18 protein-coding genes are annotated in these 15,059 nt (G+C 67.8%); 4 read left to right on the top strand and 14 right to left on the bottom strand.

The genetic code is table 11. The features are described from left to right. Window positions 1-128 precede the first annotated feature (128 nt). Window positions 129-350: a DUF1150 family protein gene (locus MF270_RS22325; RefSeq protein ID WP_238368001.1), complete on the bottom strand. Its 222-nt coding sequence runs from the start codon at window positions 348-350 to the stop codon at window positions 129-131. A gap of 1 nt (window position 351) precedes the next feature. Further along, window positions 352-771, bottom strand: a complete 420-nt coding sequence (locus MF270_RS22320) for an Hsp20 family protein (protein WP_238368000.1) — start codon at window positions 769-771, stop codon at window positions 352-354. Window positions 772-936: 165 nt separating this feature from the next. Between MF270_RS22320 and MF270_RS22315 the strand changes: the two genes are divergently transcribed. Next, window positions 937-1,161 (top strand): YdcH family protein, encoded by a 225-nt coding sequence (locus MF270_RS22315; protein ID WP_238367999.1) that lies wholly within the window; start codon window positions 937-939, stop codon window positions 1,159-1,161. A 116-nt stretch (window positions 1,162-1,277) separates the two neighbouring features. Here the strand turns inward: MF270_RS22315 and MF270_RS22310 are convergent, their stop codons facing one another. From MF270_RS22310 to MF270_RS22300, 3 genes are all read right to left on the bottom strand, one after another. Continuing rightward, window positions 1,278-2,648 (bottom strand): glutamate--cysteine ligase, encoded by a 1,371-nt coding sequence (locus tag MF270_RS22310; RefSeq protein ID WP_238367998.1) that lies wholly within the window; start codon window positions 2,646-2,648, stop codon window positions 1,278-1,280. A gap of 63 nt (window positions 2,649-2,711) precedes the next feature. Further along, window positions 2,712-3,236, bottom strand: coding sequence for a hypothetical protein (locus MF270_RS22305; protein WP_238367997.1), 525 nt, complete (start codon window positions 3,234-3,236; stop codon window positions 2,712-2,714). Beyond that, complete coding sequence (locus tag MF270_RS22300) at window positions 3,233-3,961, bottom strand: 16S rRNA (uracil(1498)-N(3))-methyltransferase (protein ID WP_238367996.1); 729 nt, start codon at window positions 3,959-3,961, stop codon at window positions 3,233-3,235. Before MF270_RS22300 ends, MF270_RS22305 begins: the two co-directional genes overlap by 4 nt. Window positions 3,962-3,972: 11 nt before the next feature. Between MF270_RS22300 and ubiA the strand changes: the two genes are divergently transcribed. The 3 genes from ubiA to MF270_RS22285 are packed head-to-tail and all read left to right on the top strand — an operon-like array spanning window position 3,973 to window position 7,240. After that, window positions 3,973-4,938 (top strand): 4-hydroxybenzoate octaprenyltransferase, encoded by a 966-nt coding sequence (ubiA, locus tag MF270_RS22295; RefSeq protein WP_238367995.1) that lies wholly within the window; start codon window positions 3,973-3,975, stop codon window positions 4,936-4,938. Window positions 4,939-4,998: 60 nt separating this feature from the next. Beyond that, window positions 4,999-6,927 (top strand): OmpA family protein, encoded by a 1,929-nt coding sequence (locus tag MF270_RS22290; RefSeq protein ID WP_238367994.1) that lies wholly within the window; start codon window positions 4,999-5,001, stop codon window positions 6,925-6,927. Beyond that, on the top strand, window positions 6,914-7,240 hold the full coding sequence (locus tag MF270_RS22285; RefSeq protein WP_238367993.1) for a hypothetical protein: 327 nt from the start codon (window positions 6,914-6,916) through the stop codon (window positions 7,238-7,240). Before MF270_RS22290 ends, MF270_RS22285 begins: the two co-directional genes overlap by 14 nt. A gap of 483 nt (window positions 7,241-7,723) precedes the next feature. On the opposite strand, the gene MF270_RS22280 is transcribed toward MF270_RS22285, so the two are convergent. The 9 genes from MF270_RS22280 to MF270_RS22240 all read right to left on the bottom strand — a co-directional run bounded on the left by MF270_RS22280 (window position 7,724) and on the right by MF270_RS22240 (window position 14,906). Next, complete coding sequence (locus MF270_RS22280) at window positions 7,724-8,164, bottom strand: molybdenum cofactor biosynthesis protein MoaE (protein ID WP_238367992.1); 441 nt, start codon at window positions 8,162-8,164, stop codon at window positions 7,724-7,726. A gap of 4 nt (window positions 8,165-8,168) precedes the next feature. Next, window positions 8,169-8,414: a molybdopterin converting factor subunit 1 gene (gene moaD / locus MF270_RS22275; RefSeq protein ID WP_238367991.1), complete on the bottom strand. Its 246-nt coding sequence runs from the start codon at window positions 8,412-8,414 to the stop codon at window positions 8,169-8,171. Window positions 8,415-8,418: 4 nt separating this feature from the next. Beyond that, the gene (gene pgsA, locus MF270_RS22270; protein ID WP_238367990.1) at window positions 8,419-9,078 is read right to left on the bottom strand and encodes a CDP-diacylglycerol--glycerol-3-phosphate 3-phosphatidyltransferase; all 660 of its coding nucleotides are present in this window, start codon (window positions 9,076-9,078) and stop codon (window positions 8,419-8,421) included. Window positions 9,079-9,364: 286 nt separating this feature from the next. Beyond that, window positions 9,365-10,612 carry a glycosyltransferase family 87 protein gene (locus MF270_RS22265; protein ID WP_238367989.1) on the bottom strand — a complete coding sequence of 416 codons (1,248 nt, stop codon included), beginning with the start codon at window positions 10,610-10,612 and terminating at the stop codon, window positions 9,365-9,367. Continuing rightward, window positions 10,609-11,340: an SDR family oxidoreductase gene (locus MF270_RS22260; RefSeq protein WP_238367988.1), complete on the bottom strand. Its 732-nt coding sequence runs from the start codon at window positions 11,338-11,340 to the stop codon at window positions 10,609-10,611. Before MF270_RS22260 ends, MF270_RS22265 begins: the two co-directional genes overlap by 4 nt. Continuing rightward, window positions 11,337-12,665, bottom strand: coding sequence for an FAD-binding oxidoreductase (locus tag MF270_RS22255; RefSeq protein WP_238367987.1), 1,329 nt, complete (start codon window positions 12,663-12,665; stop codon window positions 11,337-11,339). Before MF270_RS22255 ends, MF270_RS22260 begins: the two co-directional genes overlap by 4 nt. After that, window positions 12,662-13,069 carry a GtrA family protein gene (locus MF270_RS22250; protein WP_238367986.1) on the bottom strand — a complete coding sequence of 136 codons (408 nt, stop codon included), beginning with the start codon at window positions 13,067-13,069 and terminating at the stop codon, window positions 12,662-12,664. The genes MF270_RS22255 and MF270_RS22250 overlap by 4 nt, the downstream gene beginning before the upstream one ends. Next, entirely contained in the window at window positions 13,066-14,487 is a 1,422-nt protein-coding gene (locus MF270_RS22245) for a UbiA family prenyltransferase (RefSeq protein WP_238367985.1), read from the bottom strand. The genes MF270_RS22250 and MF270_RS22245 overlap by 4 nt, the downstream gene beginning before the upstream one ends. Before the next feature lie 137 nt (window positions 14,488-14,624). Beyond that, on the bottom strand, window positions 14,625-14,906 hold the full coding sequence (locus MF270_RS22240; protein WP_238367984.1) for a hypothetical protein: 282 nt from the start codon (window positions 14,904-14,906) through the stop codon (window positions 14,625-14,627). Window positions 14,907-15,059 lie beyond the last annotated feature (153 nt).

Below are 15,059 nucleotides of genomic sequence, written 5' to 3'. Positions count from 1 at the left end.
AACGTCAGGCGAGCGCGTCACGGGGAGCCCTCGGCGGCCTTTCCCCGGCCACATGCACAAGAAAGCCGCACCCGGGCGGGCGCGGCTTTCAATTCGGTCGTCTCGGTCGTCTCGGCAGAGGTGCGGCGTCAGTGCACCGTCACCGGCGCCAAGTCGTTCTGGCGGGCGAGGATGAAGGCCAGGCTGCGGTCCTTGACCAGAGCGAGGCGTTCGCCGTCGGCCTTGTGGACGGCGTAGAGGGTTTCGAGCCCGCCCGCCTGCTCGCGCACCTCCTCGGGCAGGTCGGCGACCTTGACCTCGCGCACGTAGACGATGGGCGCGTCGGCCGGAATGTCGTGCCTGTAGTTCATGTCATTTACCCCGCTTGTTGATCTGGATCGTCTGGACGATGGTTTCGGGCCGCGACCGTTCGAGATCGATGTGCAGCAGCCCGTTTTCCATGCTGGCGGCGCCCACCTCGACCCCGTCGGCCAGCACGAAACTGCGCTGGAACTGGCGGGCGGCGATGCCGCGGTGCAGGAAGACGCGGTCGCTCATGTCCTCGGCCTGGCGGCCGCGGATCACCAGCTGTCGGTCCTCGACGGTGATCGACAGGTCGTCTTCGGCGAAACCGGCCACGGCAAGCGTGATGCGGTAGGCGTAATCCGACACCTGTTCGATGTTGAAGGGGGGGTAGCCTTCGTTCCCGGACTTGGCCGTCCGTTCCAGCAGGCGTTCCAGTTGCTCGAACCCCAGCATATGCGGGTAGGAGCCGAGGCTCATCTTGGTCATCGACACGTCCTTATCAAGTCAAGCGACAGTCAGCTCCCGGCCCCGTTTCGGCGACCGGTTCGTGATCAATATGGGAAGGGATTTTGCGACACGCAAGGGTCTGGCAAGGGGTATGCGCAACTCTGTCAGCGGGATAGACTGACGTGAAACGACTCGATGGCGGATATGAACGCACCCAATGACATCGCGATGAAGAACGACGAGGTCCTGCGCGTGGAGCTCGAAGTCTTCAAGCGCGAGCACCGAGACCTCGACGACGCGATCACCGCGCTCGAAGCGACGGGCACCTTCGACCAGCTGACCCTGCGCCGGCTGAAGAAGAAGAAGCTTGGCCTGAAGGACAGGATCCGGATCATCGAGGACCGGCTGTACCCCGACATCATCGCCTGACGCCGGTTCGGCCGGAAAATTCTTCTGGCGAAGAATTTTGCGGGGCCGTCGTGCACCGGTCCGGCCGGGCGGGCCCTGAAATCCTTCGTCAGAAGGATTTCAGGTCGATTGACGCGTCAGTAGGAATAGTCGCCGAAGACCCGGGTGACGTCCCCGCTCCAGGGCCCGTTGTACTTGGCCAGCAGCTCGTCCGCCGGCACCTGGCCGGTCTCGATGCTTTCCTTCAGCGCGTTCAGGAAATGCGTCTCGTCCGGGACCAGCCCGCCGCTGCCGGGCCGCGCCCGCGCCTTGAGGCCGGCATCGGCGATCGCCACCGCCTCGCGCGCGAGGTCATGCATCGACACGCCGCCGACCTTGGCGTCCAGCGCCTTGATCCCGGCCTCCACGTGCCAGGCGGCGCGGGTTTCCGCGTCCCAGCCCTTGACCAGGTCCCAGGCCGCATCCAGCGCGCCCTGATCGTACATCAGCCCCACCCAGAAGGCCGGCAGCGCACAAAGCCGCCGCCAGGGCCCGCCGTCGGCGCCGCGCATCTCGATGAATTTCTTCAGCCGCGCCTCGGGGAAGATCGTCGTCAGGTGATCGGCCCAGTCCGACAGGGTCGGCTTTTCGCCCGGCAACGCCGGCAGCTCGCCCTTGAGGAAATCGCGGAAGGACATCCCCAGCGCGTCGATATACTTGCCTTCGCGGTAGACGAAGTACATCGGCACATCGAGCGCATAGTCCGCCCAGGCCTCGAAACCGAAGCCGTCTTCGAAGACGAAGGGCAGCATGCCCGTGCGATCGGCATCGAGGTTGCGCCAGACGAAGTTGCGGAAGCTCTTCACCCCGTTCGGCCGCCCCTCGAAGAAGGGCGAATTTGCGAAAAGCGCATTGGCCACCGGCTGCAGCGCCAGCGCCACGCGCATCTTCTGCACCATGTCCGCCTCTGAGCCGAAGTCGAGATTGACCTGCACGGTGCAGGTGCGCCGCATCATGGTCGTGCCCATGGTGCCCACCTTGTCCATGTAGGCATCCATCAGCTTGTAGCGCCCCTTGGGCATCAGTGGCATCTGCTCATGCGTCCAGTGCGGCGCCGCCCCCAGCCCGATGAAGCCGACGCCGATCTCGTCGGCGATGCTTTTCACCTCGGCCAGGTGTTCGTTCACCTCGTCGCAGGTCTGGTGGATCGTCTCGAGCGGCGCGCCCGACAGCTCGAGCGCCCCGCCCGGCTCGAGGCTGACGTTGGCGCCGTCCTTTTCCAGCCCGATCAGGTAATCGCCCTCGCGCACCTCGGCCCAGCCGTAACGGTCGCGCAGCCCTTCCAGCACCGCGCGGATCGACCGCTCACCGTCATAGGGCAGCGGCTTCAGCGTATCCTTGCAATAGCCGAACTTCTCGTGCTCGGTGCCGATGCGCCAGTCTTGCTTGGGCTTGCAGCCCGAGGCCAGGTACTCGGCCAGTTGCTCGTGCCGTTCGATCGGCCCGCCGCCGGATTGGGGAATGGACAAGGTGGGCCTCCGGGCTCTGCTCTGTTCGCGTGGGTCTTTGGATGGGCTTTCCGCGCGCGGGTGTCAATGCAGGCGCGGCACGTCGATCTGTGCGCTGGTGCGCTGCCATATGGTGACGGGCGCCTCGGGCGGCATCTCGAGCAGGCGCAGCATGCGTTCGGTCCTCAGCCCCGGCAGGTGCTGGAAGGCGTCGAACAGCGCCTCGGCCCCCTCCGCGTTCACCGGAATGTCCAGCCGCGGCTGGCCGGGCTGGGTCAGTTGCCAGTGCAGCGGCCGGCCCGACGGGTCGAGCGTGACACGGGACAGCTCGCTCAGCGCGACGGCCCCGCCCGAGAGCGGGCCGAAATAGCTGATCTGCCCCTCGACCACCTGCACGACGCCCGCGCCGCCGGCCCCGCGGCGGAATCGCACGCGTTGCAGACCGGCCAGCACCAGCGCGGCGGCCACGGCCAGCAACAGGCCGCCGATCCAGGGCATGATGCCACGGGCAAAGACCCAGTTCAGCCCCAGCACCGCCACCGGCAGCGCCACCAGCACCTCGCGCCAGCGCCAAAGCTGCGCGCGCGCCTCGGGGCGAAGAAAGCTCACCGCCAATCCCCCAAGTGCGCCTGCCAGAGCGTCAGCGCGGCCACGGCCGCCGTCTCGGCCCGCAGAATCCGCGGGCCCAGCCGGATCGGGTGCGCGAAATCCAGCCCGCGCAGCCGGCTGCGTTCGGCCTCGGAGAACCCACCCTCAGGGCCGATCAGCACCGCCCAGGGGCCGGGTTCGAGACCGTCGAGGCCAAGCCCCGTGGCGCCATCCGCCAGCGTCTCGTCGCAAAAGGCGATCCGCCGCGCCGGGTCCCAGCCGTCCAGCAGCGGACCCAGCTTTGCCAGTTCGGCCACCTCGGGCACCCAGGTCGCCTCGCATTGCTCGGCCGCCTCGCGGGCATGGGCCTGCTGGCGGTCGATGCGAATCCGTTCGGAATTGGTGTAGTCGGTCGCCACCGGCACGATCCGCGCCGCGCCCAGCTCGACCGCCTTTTCGACGATGAAATCGGTGTTGGCCTTCTTGACCGGCGCGAAGAGCAGCCAGACATCCGGTGGCGCGCCCTGCGGACGCGTCTGGTCGAAACAGGTCAGCACTCCGCCGCGCTTACCGGCCAGCGTCACCTCGGCCCGCCATTCGCCGTCGCGCCCGTTGAACAGGGCCACCTGCTGGCCCGCCTCGGTCCGCATCACGCCAAAGACGTAATGCGCCTGGTCGCGGTCCAGAGGAACCGTTTGCCCCGCCCCCAGCGGGTGGTCTACATACAGGCGCAACTTGAGGCTCATGGGATCCTTCTATGCAAGGCACGTCCGACAGACCAGAGGCAACGGGCCAGGTGGCCGACGCCGTCAAGGGGAACTGGGTCGACCGGCTGGCCCCGGCGCGCACCCGCCCCTACCTGCGCCTGTCGCGCGCCGACCGGCCGATCGGCACATGGCTCTTGCTGCTGCCCTGCTGGTGGGGCCTCTTGCTGGCGATGCTCAGCGACGGGCGCGCCAGCTGGCACGACGCTTGGATCTTTGCCGGCTGCGGCATCGGCGCCATCCTGATGCGCGGCGCGGGCTGCACCTGGAACGACATCACCGACCGGCATATCGACGGCTCGGTCGCGCGGACGGCCTCGCGGCCGATCCCCTCTGGGCAGGTCACGGCGAAGCAGGCGCTGGCCTGGGCCGTGGTGCAATCGCTGATCAGCTTCGCGATCCTGCTGACCTTCAACCCCGCCGCCATCGCCTTGGGCGTGCTTAGCCTTGCCCCCGTCGCGATCTACCCCTTTGCCAAGCGCTTCACCTGGTGGCCGCAGATCTTCCTGGGCCTTGCGTTCAACTGGGGCGCCCTGCTGGCCTGGACGGCGCATACCGGCAGCCTTGGCTGGCCAGCGGTCGCGCTCTACCTCGCGGGCATCTGCTGGACGCTCTTCTACGACACGATCTATGCCCACCAGGACCGCGAGGATGACGCGCTGATCGGCGTCAAATCCACCGCGCGGCTCTTCGACCACGACACGCCCGCCTGGCTGAAACGCTTCCTTGTCGGCACCGTCGTGCTGATGGGTACGGCCGTCGCGCTGGCCGTGCCGCGGGGCGAGATCCTGCTGCTGGTGGTCGCCCTGGCCGCCCCCTGGGCGATGGGCTGGCACCTGACCTGGCAGCTTGCGCGCTTTGACCGCGACGACTCGGACCGGCTGCTCATGCTGTTCCGGTCCAACCGCGACGCCGGCCTGATCCCTGTGCTGTTTTTCGCCGCCCTGCTGCTGGCCTGATTGCGTGCCCCCCACCCGGGCGGTAAGACCAAGGCCACGCGAACTTAAGCGAGGCCCGCCATGCGCCTGTCATCCCTGGTTTATCCTGCCGTTGCCTTTCTCGTCGCCGCCGTCCTCTTCATCTTCGTGGCCAGCTTCTCGGCCCGACTGATCGAGGACAGCTCGGTCACCGGCGTGCGCGATGCGCTGGACCGCGAGGGGCTGGCCTGGGCCGATGCGGATGCCAACGGGCTGCAGCTGTTCCTCATCGGCACGGCGCCCAGCGAGGCAGAGCGCTTCCAGGCGGTCTCGGTCGCCGGCACGGTGGTCGATGCGGCGCGGGTGATCGACCAGATGAACGTGGCCGAATCCGAGGCGCTGGTGCCGCCGCGCTTTTCCATAGAGATCCTGCGCAACGACAGCGGCATCTCGCTGATCGGGCTGATCCCCGCCGGCAGCGGCCGGGACGAGCTGCTCAGCGCCGTGGGCCGGCTGGAATCCGAGGACAACATCAGCGACCTGCTGGACGTGGCGAACTACCCGGTGACCAAGGGATGGCGCGATGCCCAGGACTACGCGCTGCGCTCGCTGCGCAGCCTGCCACGGGCCAAGATCTCGGTCGAATCGGGACGCGTGGCGATCACCGCCATGGCCGAAAGCCCCGAGGACAAGGCCATGCTCGAGGCGCAGCTGGTGCGTACCCTGCCGGACGGGGTCGACCTGGCCATGGACATCTCTGCCCCGCGGCCCGTCATCACGCCCTTCACCCTGCGCTTCCTGATGGATGCCGAGCGCGGGCCGCGCTTTGACGCCTGCGCCGCCGATACCGAAGAGGCGCGCGAGCGCATCCTCGCCGCCGCCCGCCGCGTGGGCCTCGAGGGCCAGGCCGGCTGCACCATCGGGCTTGGCGTGCCCTCGACCCGCTGGGCCGAGGCCGTCGAGGACACGATCGTGGCGCTGAACACGCTGGGCGGCGGGTCGGTCACCTTCTCGGATGCCGACATCTCGCTGGTGGCGCTGGAAGGCACCGCGCAGGACGCCTTTGACAGCGCGATCGGAGAGCTGGAAAGCCGTCTGCCGGACGTCTTCGCGCTTGACGCGGTCCTGCCTCAGCCCCCCGAACAGCAGGCGGCGCGTGGCCCGGCCGAGTTCATCGCCATCCGCAGCCCCGAGGGCATGGTGCAGCTGCGCGGCCGCGTCGCCAGCGACAGCGCCCGCACCACCGCCGAAAGCTACGCCAAGGCGCGGTTCGGATCGGACATCGTGCACATGTCGGCCCGGGTGGACGACATGCTGCCGACCGGCTGGCAGGTCCGCGTCCTGGCCGCGATGGAGGCGCTGAGCTATCTCGCCAACGGCGCGGTCACCGTGACGCCCGACAGCGTCACCATCACCGGCAACACCGGGATCCAGGATGCCCGCGCCCAGATCGCCACCCTGCTGGCCGACAAGCTGGGCGAAGGCCAGGAGTTCGAGATCGACGTGACCTATCGCGAGGTGCTCGACCCGATCTCGGACCAGCCCACGCCCGAGGAATGCGAGAACGCCATCGCCGCCATCGTCGCCGAGCGCAAGATCAATTTCGAGCCGGGCAGCGCCACGCCGGATGCCGAGGCGCGCGCGATCCTCGACGACATCGCGGATGTGCTCAAGCAATGCGGACAGATCCGGCTCGAGATCCAGGGCTATACCGACAGCCAGGGACGCGAATCGATGAACCTGTCGCTGAGCCAGCAGCGCGCCCAGTCGGTGTTGAACGAATTGCGCAACCGCCGGGTGCTGACCTCGTCCTTCACGGCCAAGGGCTACGGCGAGGAAAGCCCGATCGCCGACAATGGCACCGAAGAGGGACGCGAGGCCAACCGCCGGATCGAGTTCCACCTGGTCCGCCCCGAGCCGGTGGCCGATCAGCAGACAACGCTTGAAAGCCTCGCCGAAACCGCCCAAGAAGACGCCGCGGCCGAGGATGACGGGTCGTCAGCAGAAGAACCGGCGGATGAACAGAACTGAATTTATCGTTGCGACGGCCATCGTCCTCTTCGCGGCCTTCCTCATGGGCTGGTTCGCCCACTGGCTGATCAACCGCTTCACCCGGGTCTCGCGGTCGGACATGGGCGAGCTCGACCGCATGGCGCAAGAGCTGCACGAGGCCGAGGAGGTCCGCGACCAGGCGATCACCTACCTGCAGCAGCGCGAGGCCGAGCTGACCAACCAGCTGACCCAGACCGAGGCGGAACTGCGCGCCGCCATGGACGGTCTGCGCGACGCCCGGCACGAGACCGAGGAACTGCGCGCCTATGTCGAGCGCGTCCAGAACGGCTGACCCCGCCGCCGCCCGGCCGGAAACTCCGCGCGCCATCTGCGAGCACACCGTTCCCCCTTCATCTTTCCATGAATATCCCGGGGAGCGCGAGCGGCAGCGCCCCTCACCTTATCTGGTCGCCGCGCCTTTGGCGCGAGGGCCTGGCCCCTTGCTCCCTCCCACTCCTGCCCGCGCGCCATTGGCGGCTCGATTTCGCGCCAAGGCGCGAAAGCCTCCGGCGGGAGTATTTTGGGAAAAGTGAAAGCAGGGCGCTGAGCAAATATCCGACGGCCCGCCCGGCCACGCTGCCGGAGCGCCTGCGGCGCGCATATTTGTGGAAAGATGAAAGCAGGCGCCCCCGATCCCCTTTCATCTTGCCGATAAACTCCGGGGGAGTCTCCGCAGGAGACGGGGGCAGCGCCCCCAACCGGCACGGCGCAGCCGTGCTCAGGACCTTGCTGCGGCGCAGCCGCCGCGCCGCGCGGATCAGCGCCGGCGAGGGGCCTACCAGCGCGTGAGCGCGTCCTCGTCCTCGTCGCGGGCGGCGACCCAGCCGTCGCCCTGGCCCGTGGTTTCCTTCTTCCAGAAGGGCGCGCGGGACTTGAGGTAATCCATCAGGAACTCTGCCGCCTGGAAGGCATCGACCCGGTGGCGCGAGGCGGTCGCGACCATCATGATCGTGTCCCCGGCCGCCAGCGCCCCGTAGCGGTGGATCACCAGCGCATCGCCCAGCGACCAGCGGGTCATCGCCTCTTCGCAGATCGCCGCGATCGCCTTCTCGGTCATGCCGGGGTAATGCTCGATCTCCATCCCCGCGAGCCCACCGGCGACGTCGCGCACGAGGCCGGTGAAGCTGACCACCGCGCCCATGTTCCCCAACCCCGCCGAAAAGGCGTTGAGCTCGGCCCCGGCGTCGAACGCCGCCTCTTGCACGACCACGCGCATCGGCTCAGCCCCCCGTCATCGGCGGAAAGAAGGCGACCTCGCGCGCGCCGGCCAAGGGCGCGTCGAAATCCGTCAGCTCCTGGTCCACGGCCACGCGCAGGGCCGAGATGTCGGCAAAGGCCGCGGCATAGCGCTCCTCGCGCGCCTTCAGCTCCTCGACGAGGTCCAGCACCGTGGCGGCCGAGGTCACGACCTGTTCCTTCGGCAGGCCGATCCGTTCGCGCACCCAGGCGAAATAAAGCACATCCATCGCGTCAATCCTTCAAATGCGGCAGGGCCTTGCGGAAGTAATCCCACCCCGTCACCAGCGTCAGCGCGGCGGCGATCCACAGAAGGATCAGCCCGATCCGCCCCGACCAGATCATCCCGGCGTATTTCCAGCCCAGTCCCAGCTCATCTGCCTCGGCGCCGGTCATGATGGAATCGAACATCTCCTGGTCCATGCCAAATGTCGACATGCCGAGGTAGTGCTCGAACACCCCCTGCCCGAAAAGCACCGCGATGGCGATCATCTGCGCCGTGGTCTTCAGCTTGGCCAGCTTGGTGACCTTGAGCGTGCCCGCCACGTCGCCCAGGAATTCGCGCAACCCCGACACGAAGACCTCGCGGAAGAGGATCATCGTCGCCGGCAGCACCAGCCAGGCCGAGTAGGACGAATAGCCCACGATCACCATCAGCGCGATCACCACCATGGCCTTGTCGGCGATCGGGTCCAGCATCGTCCCCAGCCGCGTCTGCTGCTTCCAGAGCCGCGCCAGGTAGCCGTCGAACCAGTCGGTCACGGCCGCGCCGACAAACAGCAGCAGCGCGAACCAGTCGGCATAGGGCCGGGTGAAATACAGGAACATCACGGCCACCCCGGGGGCTGCAAGCAGCCGGAGCGTGGTGAGGATATTCGGGATCGTCCATGTCATGGCCCAAGACCTAGCGCCTTTGCCGGGCGGGGGAAAGATGCCGCGAGAAAAGGCAGAGTGGCACGAATGCCGCATCGGCGGGCGATCACCGGAAGGTCGCAGTAGGTGGGTCGGCCAATTCGTGCTACAGTCGTTGTCAAGGCGTCTCAGAGCGCCTGCAGCGCGGCGTGTTCGCGCACCTTTTCGAGCAGGGCGCCGGTCCCTCCCTACGGCGCGACGCAAGGACGGCCAGTCATGGGGACACGGCCGTCTTTTTCTTGTCACGGACAGGTTTGCAGGGCGTCGTTCACTCGGCCGGCGCGGCCATGGCGGCAGGGCGCGCAGCGGCCCCCTGCTCGGCCCGGGCCAGCAGGCGCGTCACCAGGATTACCAGCACGAGGATGCCGAACATGCCGGTCGAGACCGGGTCGATCCGCGCCACCGCGCTGCCGGGCCCGCCCGAGACCGCATCGCGCAGGGCCGAGGCCACCAGGCCCGATCCGCTGGCCACCCAGGAGGCGACGAAGATCAGCGCGATCTCGCGACCCTTCGCAAAGCGCACCATGTCGGGCATCACGAGGGCAAAGGCCACGGCCAGCATGGAGAGGTCGTAGTCGTAATTGTAGGGGCTGATCATGGTGGAGGCGAGGACCATGACGCCCAGTACCCGGCGGATCTCCCACCCCTTGATCTGCACGTAAGCGACCAGCGCCAGCCCGGCGAGGGCCGAGGCGGTCTGGGCGGCAAAGGCGATCTCGGACGGCGCGCCGAAGCTGCGCAGCCCGGCATAGACCGAGGACATGCGATAAAGCGGATAGGCGCCAGCCTCGAGGAAGGCGGAGCTGTCGCGGACCGAGCCGAGGAAGGCGCCCCAGATCGCTGGCCCGAAGGCCCAGGTGGCGATCCCCAGCGCGGCGGCGGTGAAGGCCGCGGCCCAGAGGAGCGCGCGGATCTGCAGCGTCATCACCGTGTGCAGCGTCATGGCGACAGCCAGGTGCGGCTTGACCGCCATCAGGCCCAGGAAGATGCCGCGCTTGTCGGAGTTCTTGAGAACCATCAGGCAGAAGGCCCCGATGAGGGCGGCGATCAGCAGCCCGTTCTGGCCGCAACGGATGGTCACGGCCACCGCCGGCAGGGCGATGATCATGGTGGGCAGCATGTGCACGCCCGCCAGCCGTTTGATGACCCAGAGAAACAGCCCCAACGTGACGGTGATGAAGACCAGGTAGCTCAGCCCCACCGGCATCAGGGCCAGCGCCGCCATCACCAGGTTGTAATGCGGCGGGTAGGTCCAGGGCATGAAATCGTCCGCCCCGGTCTGCGCCTTCTGGTAGGCGTGGAACGATTCGAACACATAGGCCTCGGCGAGGTCGCCGCGCAGGGTCAGCTCTCCGGCCAGGTGGAAGACATGGAAATCGACGAGGGAGAAGATCTTGCCCAGGATCGTCGGGTCCCAGATTTCGAGCGCCGAGAACACGACCAGCACCGCCAGCAGCAGCTGGAGTATACGCACGGTCATGGGCCGCAGGCGGAACAGCGGGCGCTCTTCGGTCATATCTTCATCCTCTTGAAAACCTGCTCGGGGATGTTCCGGATGATGGCCATGATGACCCGCCAAATGGGCTTGACGTAGACCACATTGCGGCGTTTTTCGTGCGCCTTCCAGATCGCCTCGGCCACCTCTTCGGGGCTGGCCGTCAGCTTTCCGGGCAGTTCCATGCCTTCGGTCATCTTGGTGTCGACGAAACCCGGCAGGATGGTCGCCACATGCACGCCCTGCCCCGCAAGGCGGTTGCGCAGGCCCGAGAGGTAGGCGGTAAAGCCCGCCTTGGCCGAGCCGTAGATGTAATTCGTCGCCCGCCCCCGGTCGCCCGCGACGGAAGAGACGCCGATCAGCGTGCCCGACCCGCGCGAGGCGAAGGCGTTGGCCAGAAGGCCCAGCGTCTGCGCCGGCCCCTCGAAGTTCGAGCGGATCGTGAGTTCGGCCAGCAGCGGGTCGGCCTCGGCATCGGCCTGCGTCTCCATCGTGCCGACGGCGCAGATCGCCACGTCAGGCAGCGGCTGCAAGGCATCGACGAACCCGCGCAGCACGGCCGTGTCGAGCGCGTCGTAATCGAGCAGCTGCACCTCGATCTTGTGGCGCAGTTCCAGGTCGGCCTTGTCGCCTTCCAGCGTCGCGGAATTGCGCGCGGCGAGTTGGATGGCATAGCCTTCGGCGGCAAAGCGGTGGGCTGCGGCCAGGCCGATATCGGATCGGCCGCCAAGGATCAGGGCGGTTTTCATAGCTGCAACCTCTGGCTCTGGGCAGAGGCGAGGTGCGGCGTCAGCCCCTCGCGTGCCCGCATGTCGTGAAAGGCGCCCATCCGCGGATCGGCGGCGCGCAGGGTGTTGGGGGTCAGGCGGGAATCCTTGGCAAGGTAGTAGCGCCCGCCGTGGTCCAGCGTGATCTTGTCCAGCCGGTCGCAGAGCGCCAAGGCATTGGCCGAGCGCGGGAAATCCATGGCGAGCGTGTACCCTTCCATCGGGAAGGAGATGTTGCCGCCCTGTGGCCCCATGCGTTTCAGTACCGACAGGAAGGCGCCCTGCCCGCTGGCCGCGATGGCGTCCAGCATGGCGGTCAGCCCGGCCTCGGACCGGTCCAGCGGCAGCACGGTCTGGTACTGGATCAGCCCCTTGCGGCCGTAGATCCGGTTCCAGTGCAGGATGGCGTCGAGCGGGTAGAAATAACTGTCCCAATCGACCAGCGAGGTCCCCGCCCCCGCCTTGCCCCGCGCGTAGTAGAGCGCGTTGAAGGCGCCGACCGAATAGCGGTTCAGCGAGACACCCGGCGCGCTGAAGGGCACGGTCTTCGTCCCCTTGCGCGGGATCTCATAGGGCCGCGCGCGCTGCTCCGGCCCCAGCATGTCGCGGGTCGCATGTTCGCCCAGCATGACCAGTGACCGGCCCCGCTGCGCCCCCGTCGCGAGGCAGTCGATCCAGGCGACGGAATAGGGCGCGTCGAGGCTTTCCTCGAAACAGGCCATGGTCTCGGCCAGTGAGCCCGTCGCGACCACGCGCTGCCGGATCCAGGCGCTTTCCACTGGGATCAGCCGGATCGCGGCGCGCAGGATCACGCCGGTCAGGCCCATGCCGCCCCGCGTCCATTGGAACAGCGGCGAATTGGGACCGAGGCGCTGCACCTCTCCGTCCGGGCCCATCAGGTCGATCCAGTCGACGAAATCGCAGAAGGACCCGTCGTGGTGGTGGTTCTTGCCGTGCACATCCGCCGCGATGGCCCCGCCGAGGGTCACGAACTTGGTGCCGGGCGTCACCGCCGGGAACCAGCCGCGCGGCAGGAAGGCGGCGATCACGTCGGCCAGCAGCACGCCGGCCTCGGCCTCGAGCAGGCCGGTCGTGGCGTCGAAGGCGATCATCCGTCCCATCCGCCGCATCGCCAGCGTGGTGCCGGGGCTGGCGGCGCTGTCGCCATAGGCGCGGCCATTGCCTCGCGCGATCAGCGGGTTGATCAGCCCCGATTGCGCGACGGCGCGGCGGGCGTCGTCCTCGCCCCGCGCATGGCGCAGGGTGGTGCGTGTGCGCGGGAAGCGGCCCCAGCCCTCGACGATCATGACGCCGCCTCCGTCCGGGTGAAGACGAAGGCGCGGTCGAGCCGGTACTTGGTCACGTAGCCGATCCCGAGGCCGATCACCGCGCCCAGCTCGCGCATGGCATGGCTTTCGGTGGCGTACCAGAAGGCCGCCTCGAACCCCCAGAAGATCGCCGTGGTGGCGACGCCCATCAGCGTGTAGCCGGCGAATTTCTTTGTATGCGCTTTCGCCCCGGTCTCGCGGTCATCGAAGATCCAGCGCTTGTCGAGGATGTACTTGATGACCAGCCCCACGCCCGTGCCCAGCACGAGGCCCGCGATGAAACGTGGCCCGGTCAGCGCCTCGCCGATCACCAGCCGCTGGGTGCCCAGGTTGGCCAGCGTCGCGATCACCGCGAAGAGCGTATAGAGAAGCACCAGCTTCACAGCACCGCCCCGGCAAAGGCGAGGCCGAGGATCAGCAGCGCGCAGACCTGGGATGCCCGGTCGCGGGCGGCAAAGACGACCGGGTCGTCATGCATCTCGCCCCGGTGCGTGATGACGGCGACGCGCGCGAACCAGTAGAGCAGGACAAGGCAGACGCCCAGCAGCATCTCGGGGTTGGAATAGAGCGCCGAGACCTTGGGCGAGGTCACGTAAAGCGCCATCACCAGCACCGCGATGAAGCCCGAGGCGACGGCAAGCATCTGCACCACCACGAGGTCATCCGCCCGGTAGCCGCGCCCATGCGCCATGGCCTTCCCGCTGGCGCGGGCCTGTTCCAGTTCCGCCTGCCGCTTGATCGCGGCGAGGCCGAAGAAGAGGAAGACCGAGAAGGCCAGCAACCAGACCGAGATCGGCACACCGGCGGCGGCGCCGCCTGCGAGGATGCGCAGGGTGTAGAGGATGGCGAGGACGCAGATGTCGATCACCACCAGCCGCTTTAGCTGTAGCGAATAGGCCATTGTGATCGCGAAATAAACCAGCAGCAGGACGAAGAAGGCCGGGTTGACCGCCAGCGCCAGAAGCAGCCCCGCCCCCAGCAGCACCGGCGCCATGGCGGTGCCATGGGCGATGGGGATGTCCCCGCTGGCGAAGGGCCGGTTGCGCTTGCGCGGATGGGCGCGGTCAGAGGCGAGGTCGAGCATGTCGTTCAGCACGTAGACGCCCGACGCGGTCAGGCTGAATGCGGCAAAGGCCAGGAGCGCCAGCAGCAGCGTTGCCGGTTCGAACCGGTGGCCGGCCAGCAGCGGGATCAGCACCAGCAGGTTCTTGAGCCATTGATGCGGGCGCAGCGCGTCGATGTAGCGGCGCAGGCGCGGGGCGGCCGCGTCGATGTGATGGGCGTCTGCATGCAGCGCCGTGGCACGGCCGCGCAGGCCCGCGTCCGGCGTGACCGTGACGGCGCCCGAGGAGGCCTCCCACACCGCGACATCGGCCGTGCTGTCGCCCATGTAGATGAAGGGCGTATCGCCGAGATGTTCGCGCAGGAACCGGGCCTTGGCTTCGCCCTTGAGGTTCTCTCCGTTCGTGCCATGCGCCTCGTCGAAAAGGCCGAGGTAGCGCGCCACCTCCTGCACCACGCCATCGTCTGCGGCCGAGACCAGCGCCGTGCGCCCTCCCTCGGCCCGCCAATTCTCGACATAGGCGCGCGCGTCCTGGTTCCAGGGCAGCGCCGGAATGTCCACCGCGCTGAGGTCGGCCATGCGGGTCTTAAGCGCGGCACGCCCCCGCATCAGCGCGGCCGTGGCGACAAAGGGCATCTTCCAGTCGCGCGAAAAGGCGGACCAGAAGGTCTCGTACAGCATGTCGCTTTTCAGCAAGGTGCCGTCGAGATCGACCACAAGCACGGGTTTGCTGCTCATACCTCATTCCCGGCGGGTCACCCGCCGCCCCCGGCGCGTCGCCACGCCGAAATGGGCGACCGACGCCGCCAACCTGCCTCTGCCCGGCCGCTGCCCTTGTCGGGTCTGTCGATGGCCGGATTGCTCTGCCATCCGGTCTAGAGCATCCCGCGAATCGCGTAAAGCGCGACAAGGCCGGCGGCGGGCCGTCCGGCGCCCCGGTTGCAGAATGAGCGCAAGAGTGTTGCCAAAAGGTTGACAAAAGGCCGTCCGCGCGCGGCGCCGCACCGGCGCGCCGTGATCGCCGGACACCACCCTGACGTTTGCGCATACCCTGCATCGCGCGCCAAGCGGGCAATCGCGCGGCCGTGAACCAGATTTTCAACAATTCCATCAATGTCCCTGATGTCACGACCGTTTACCCGCGTCTCGAATTCCATTATCTGCAAGTCGGGGATTGGCTGACTGGCGGGGCCCCTGCACGGCGCAGCCCGACGGACGCAGCGTGACATCCGGCCGGGTGGGATTGTGGGGCGGATTTGCGCCCGCAGGCCGGGACAGCGGCACGCCCGCGGTCGACTGAGAGGACCGGC

The organism is Mesobacterium pallidum, from assembly GCF_019966535.1.
Classification (GTDB): domain Bacteria; phylum Pseudomonadota; class Alphaproteobacteria; order Rhodobacterales; family Rhodobacteraceae; genus Mesobacterium; species Mesobacterium pallidum.
This window is presented reverse-complemented; position numbering and strand designations above follow the sequence as displayed.